The 5,123-nt window shown below is 71.8% G+C and carries 5 protein-coding genes and 1 pseudogene; 3 read left to right on the forward strand and 3 right to left on the reverse strand.

The features are described 5' to 3' along the window. A pseudogene (locus DEF28_RS25460) lies at nucleotides 1-180 on the forward strand (hypothetical protein); the annotation flags it as partial. 121 nt (nucleotides 181-301) lie between these two features. On the opposite strand, the gene DEF28_RS25465 reads toward DEF28_RS25460, so the two are convergent. Together DEF28_RS25465 and DEF28_RS25470 are read right to left on the reverse strand one after the other, a co-directional pair. Further along, on the reverse strand, nucleotides 302-637 hold the full coding sequence (locus DEF28_RS25465; RefSeq protein WP_114400692.1) for a hypothetical protein: 336 nt from the start codon (nucleotides 635-637) through the stop codon (nucleotides 302-304). Nucleotides 638-922: 285 nt separating this feature from the next. Continuing rightward, nucleotides 923-1,627: a hypothetical protein gene (locus tag DEF28_RS25470; protein WP_147280277.1), complete on the reverse strand. Its 705-nt coding sequence runs from the start codon at nucleotides 1,625-1,627 to the stop codon at nucleotides 923-925. On the opposite strand from DEF28_RS25470, the gene DEF28_RS25475 reads away from it, so the two are divergent. Next, nucleotides 1,614-2,093, forward strand: coding sequence for a nucleoside deaminase (locus DEF28_RS25475; protein ID WP_181874451.1), 480 nt, complete (start codon nucleotides 1,614-1,616; stop codon nucleotides 2,091-2,093). The two genes, DEF28_RS25470 and DEF28_RS25475, sit on opposite strands and share 14 nt — an antisense overlap. A gap of 64 nt (nucleotides 2,094-2,157) precedes the next feature. Here DEF28_RS25475 and DEF28_RS25480 read toward each other — a convergent pair whose 3' ends face one another. Then, nucleotides 2,158-3,981, reverse strand: a complete 1,824-nt coding sequence (locus tag DEF28_RS25480) for a carbohydrate-binding module family 20 domain-containing protein (RefSeq protein WP_114400695.1) — start codon at nucleotides 3,979-3,981, stop codon at nucleotides 2,158-2,160. A gap of 590 nt (nucleotides 3,982-4,571) precedes the next feature. On the opposite strand from DEF28_RS25480, the gene DEF28_RS25485 reads away from it, so the two are divergent. Further along, nucleotides 4,572-5,069, forward strand: a complete 498-nt coding sequence (locus DEF28_RS25485) for a hypothetical protein (protein ID WP_114400696.1) — start codon at nucleotides 4,572-4,574, stop codon at nucleotides 5,067-5,069. The last annotated feature ends 54 nt before the right edge of the window (nucleotides 5,070-5,123 follow it).

Consider the following 5,123-nt stretch of genomic DNA (forward strand, 5'->3'; position numbering starts at 1 on the left):
GGGCAGCCGCCGGTGAACAGCTCGCCCAGCGTGTGCACGGGCGGCTGCCCGGAGCGGCTGTCCGACGACGAGCTCCTGGTGGTGAACCCGTTCGGACTGGCGATCGAGGACGTCGTGATCGCGCACCGCGTCTACCGGGTCGCCCTGCAGAGGGGGCTGGGGACGCCGCTGCCGCGCTGACCGGCGCCTCGGCGCCGGGGCCCCGGAGACTCGAAGGCCGGGCCGCCGACGGGCGGCCCGGCCATGTGCGCGGACGGGGTGCGGGGAGGTGCGGAACCTGCGGGAGTTCGGGGCGGGAGGCCTACCAGAAGACGGCGATGCCGACGTTGAGGACGGTGAGCGCCCCGGCGGCGTTGGCGAGCTTGAGGTCGGGCTTGCGGAGGTTGAGCAGGCCCACGACCGCGACCGCGAACGCGACCACCACCTTGACCCCGATCTTGACGTGGTTGAGGTCGCCGTCGCCCATCTCGGCAACGCCCACGAGGAGCAGGCCGGTGGCCAGCTGGAGCAGCGAGCTGTGCAGGATCGCCTTGGGCGCCGCGGAGTGCTTCGCGATGAGCTGCAGCAGCCAGCCCGCGATGATGCCGGCCATCCCGAGCAGGTGGAGGAAGACGAGTGCCGAGTAGACGATGTCCATGCTCCGCACATTACTACGCGTCGTAGTGACGACCTGTCCCAAGGGCCCACATGCGGGCATAACGGTTCCGCAGCGACCTCCCGGCTTGCACACCACATCGGCCGCCTGGTCGTCTTAGCGAGCAGGCGGCCGATGTCTGGCCTCAGACCGTTGGCTTCCCCACGCCGGAGCAGACCTGCCTGCTCCCGGCAGGCTGGTGGTGCGGTGTCGTCTTGGCGTCACCCACATAAGCGCCGCAGTCCGGACACGAGGCGTGAACAACAGCCATATTTCGAATTCGGACGGTCACACTGCCTCCAGTACCTGGAAGTCGTTCCCTGACGCCGACTGACCAGACCTCAGGGTGTGCAGGAACAGAAGGTAGATCGCCGCCTCGGAGTGGCACGAAACCCGAACTCCATAGGGCTGCTGTCCGTCGCCCAGATCCTTCGTAGCCGAATAACCGTTCACCCGCGCAAGCTCGTTGTGTCCGCTGTTGGCCAGCACGGACACCAGCCATCGCTCGATATCGGCGGTGCGCACGGCCCCGGCAGCGGACAACTCGACCGGCGGAACGGCCGCGGGCGGCTCGCCCGTCACGATCGGCTCTTCCTCGCGCTGGTCGGAGCCGTCCGATGGCGAAGTGCGGACGACCTGCAGGTACACCTCCCCGCCGTTCGTGAAGCCGAGGACGATGCCGGCAGGCCTCTTACGGTAGCCGGCCTCACTGAACGTCCGTACCGACTGGACCGCCGGAGCCGCCTCCTTGGTGAGCAGCTCATGCAGGAAGGATTCAAATCGGCGCAGGCGCATGGTCAGTACCTCGGTCGATGCTGGGTGGTGGAATGCCGGGAGTTCCAGGCTAAAGGCCTTCGTCAAGCAGTCGGGTGACAAACCGTCAAGCAGTTGGATGACAAAGTCCTCGACGTCGTCCTGCGATGTACCAGTGGCCGGTATCGCCCTATGATCCGCTCCAGTCACGTCCCGGGAGGCGATCATGCTCAGCGACACCGACCTGCGGCACCTGCGCCGCTGCGTCGAACTGGCGGCCACCGCGCTGGAGGTGGGCGACGAACCCTTCGGTTCCGTCCTCGTGGGGGCGGACGGTTCCGTGCTGTTCGAGGACCACAACCACGTGGCCTCGGGCGACCGCACCCGGCATCCGGAGTTCGAGATCGCGCGCTGGGCCGCCGCGAACCTGACTCCCGGGGAGCGGGCGGCGGCGACCGTGTACACCTCGGGCGAGCACTGCCCGATGTGCGCGGCCGCGCACGGCTGGGTCGGGCTGGGGCGGATCGTGTACGCGAGCTCGTCCGAGCAGCTGGCGGCGTGGCTCGGCGAACTCGGGGTCCCGGGACCGCCGGTCCGGCCCCTCGCGATCCGGGAGGTGGTTCCCGGGGCCGTGGTGGACGGCCCGGCGCCCGGACTCGCGGAGCAGGTACGCGCGCTGCACGTCCGCTTCCACGGCGCCGCCTGAATCCGGCGGACGGCGGCCGCCCCCGAGGTCGTGAGGGGCGGCCGCCGCGGGACGGCCGGGCGGGTCACCGCCAGGTGTCGGTGAGGGTCAGCTCGCAGCCCTCCGGATCACCGGTGCGGCCCGCGCGGTCGGGATCGGACTCCCACTCCACCGTGCCGTCGGGGTTCTTCTTGACGTACTTGTACTCGAAGGCCGTGTCGGCGGGCAGGTCCACGCTCGCCTTCCACACCGGGTAGTCGGTCGAGGACAGCGGCACGGCCCGCGCCGGGTCCCAGCCGCCGAGCTCGGGGAGGCTGCCGACCACGAACACGTTCTGGCCGAACCACGTCGTCGTCCGCGCGTGGAAGGCCGTGGCCACGGTCGTGCAGCCGTCCGGGTCGGTGGGCGGCGGGCCGCTGCCGTCGCCGGGCGCCGCCACGTGCAGGGCCAGCACCGAGTCGGCGGGCACCGCGGCGCGGAAGGTGCCGTCGGCGGCGACCGTGTAGCTGTCGCCCGCGCAGCCGGTGTCGGTGGCTGGCCCGCTGGCGACGTCGCAGTACGTTCCGGCGGGCAGCGACGTCTGGAAGGTGCGGGTGCCGATGGCGGAGCCGCGGTTGAACACCGCGTATCCGCGGTCGCCGCGTCCGAAGGCGATCTGGCCGGCCCCGCCGTCCCACCAGTCGGTCACGCCGGCCTCCCCCACCGCGTTGCGGAAGCCCACGAGCCCGGCGATGGGCTGGTGCCGGTGCTCGCACACCCAGGCGGACGCGGAGCAGTCGGCCGGCGAGGTCATGCCGTCGCCGTCCGCCGGCGGCCCAGCGTCGTTGTCGCTGAAGGCGAAGCTGGACATGACCTTGGGGGTGCCGAACGGGTAGGCCAGCATGAACGCCTCGGCGACGTCGTAGGCGGCGCCGTTCTTGTACGTCAGGGTCGGGTCGCTGCGCTGGGTGTCGTGGTTGTCGATGAACACCACGGCCTGGTCGCCACGCACCGCCATCGCGCCGGGCAGGTCGCGCAGCCCGCCGAGCGAGCCGTTGCGGAACGCCTGGCTGACCTGGCGGTGGTAGCGGAAGTCGGTGACGTCGCCCTGTCCGACGTACTCGGTCGGGCTGATGGCGGAGTCCTCGATGACCTCCTGGTAGAGGTAGGGCCGACCGCCCCAGTGCGGGACGTCGTCCAGCCGGCCGCGGATGTCGGCGATGTCGGCGACCGCCATGTGCTTGGCGGCGTCGATGCGGAAGCCCGCGACGCCGAGCGAGACCAGGTCGTTGAGGTAGGCGGCGAGCCGGCCGCGCACGTAGTCGGACCCGGTCCGCAGGTCGGAGAGCGCGACGAGTTCGCAGGTGCGGATCTCGTTGGCGTCGTTCCAGTTGGCGATGTCCCGGCGGCAGCCGTGGAAGTCCTGGTCGCCGTAGATACCGGGGTACTCGTACTTGGTGAAGGTCGAGCCGGCGCTGCCCGGCCCGCTGTTGACCGACCCGCTGCCGGTCATGTGGTTGAGGACGGCGTCCACGTAGATCTTCACTCCGGCGTCGCGGCAGGTCGCCACCATGGCGGCGAACTGCGCGCGGTCGCCGCGGCGGGACTCGATCTGGTAGGAGACCGGCTGGTAGTCCTGCCACCAGGGGAAGCCCTGGTCGCGCAGTACGACGTGCTCCTGGGGCGGGCTGACCTGGACGGCGCCGTAGCCGTTGGGGCCGAGGAACGTCTCGCACTCGGCGGCGACGGAGTCCCAGGGCCACTCGAACAGGTGCACGATGACGTCGCCGTTGGCCTCGGCCGCGGCGGCGGCGGGGGCGGAGTCCTCGGCGGCGTAAGCGGGGGTCTCCCGGAGGTTCAGGGGCGTCAGCCCCAGCACGGCACCGAGCACGGCCGCGACCGCGGCCCGGGCCCATGGTCGAAGTTGCATCACGCTCTCCTCTGCGGCAGGCGCGTCTCGCCGCGGACGGGAGAGGCGCCGGGGGGATCAGGGAACGCAAGCCCTTGCAAGAACTTTCAAGTGACGAAGGTAACAAAGGCGCGCTGGATTGTGAATGCCGCGTTTCCACTCCGTGACCCACCGTCGCATTACTGGCCTCGACGTGCGAGGACGCCGCGGAGGCGACCAACTCCCCCGCGAACGCTCGATCCGAGCCCCCGCCCTGGCCAGCGGCAACCCGAACCGCCCCTTTTGCAAGATCAGCAAGAATTGCAAGAACTTACGAGGCCGGGTCCACGGAGCGTGTCGGCGCCGGGCCGGCGGCGCCACGCTCCGTGGACCCGGTCGGCCGCCGACCTGGCTCCGGCCCGCGGCCGGGGCTGGGCCGGGAGCGCCCGGACACACCCGGCCGCCCGCTTGGGGACGCGGCCCCGCCGGCTCCGGACCGCCCTGGGAGCGCCCGGACACACCCGGCCGCCCGCTTGGGGTGGACTGTCCGACCCGGCTGGTCTACTCCCGTGCAGTCGCCCCGGCCGCGGTCGGGCCGCGCTCGTGGCCGGTGACGGCGGAAGGGGGCCAGCGTGGGCGTCTCGCACGACTACTTCCGGGCGGTGGACGCACCGGCCGCGGTCCGGGTCATGGACCAGCCGGGAGGCCCCGCCGGGCGGGGTTCGCCCTGGGACGCGCTGGACGGCAGGGGCGTCGATCCCCACGTCGTCCTGGCCAGACTCGTGGCCATCGCCCGGGGTGCGGAGGGGCGCTCCCGGCTCCTCGACGCAACGCCGGTCTGGCCGGCCGGCGCGTGCCCCGAGCACTGGGAGGACCTCCCCGCGGATTCCCCCTGGGTGACCGGGCCCTGGATCGAGGAGCTCGATCCGGCCGTCCGCGACGCCCTCGCCGACGTCGACAACGCCCGCCTCCCGGACCTGGCCGCCCGATGGGCGCGGATCGAGGAGTTCCAGCCGCCCTACGGAGCGGTCGACGAGGCCGCGCTCCAGGCGTTCCTGGAGCGGCTGGTCCAGCTAGCGCGGCGCGCCCGCGACGCCGGCGAGCGGCTGTACTGCTGGAGCTGCCTCTGAGGACCCCGCCGGCCGGACCCTCGGCCGGCCGCTGCGGGCCCGTCTTACCCGCCG

The sequence above is a fragment of the Marinitenerispora sediminis genome (genome assembly GCF_003336425.1).
Classification (GTDB): Bacteria; Actinomycetota; Actinomycetes; order Streptosporangiales; family Streptosporangiaceae; genus Marinitenerispora; species Marinitenerispora sediminis.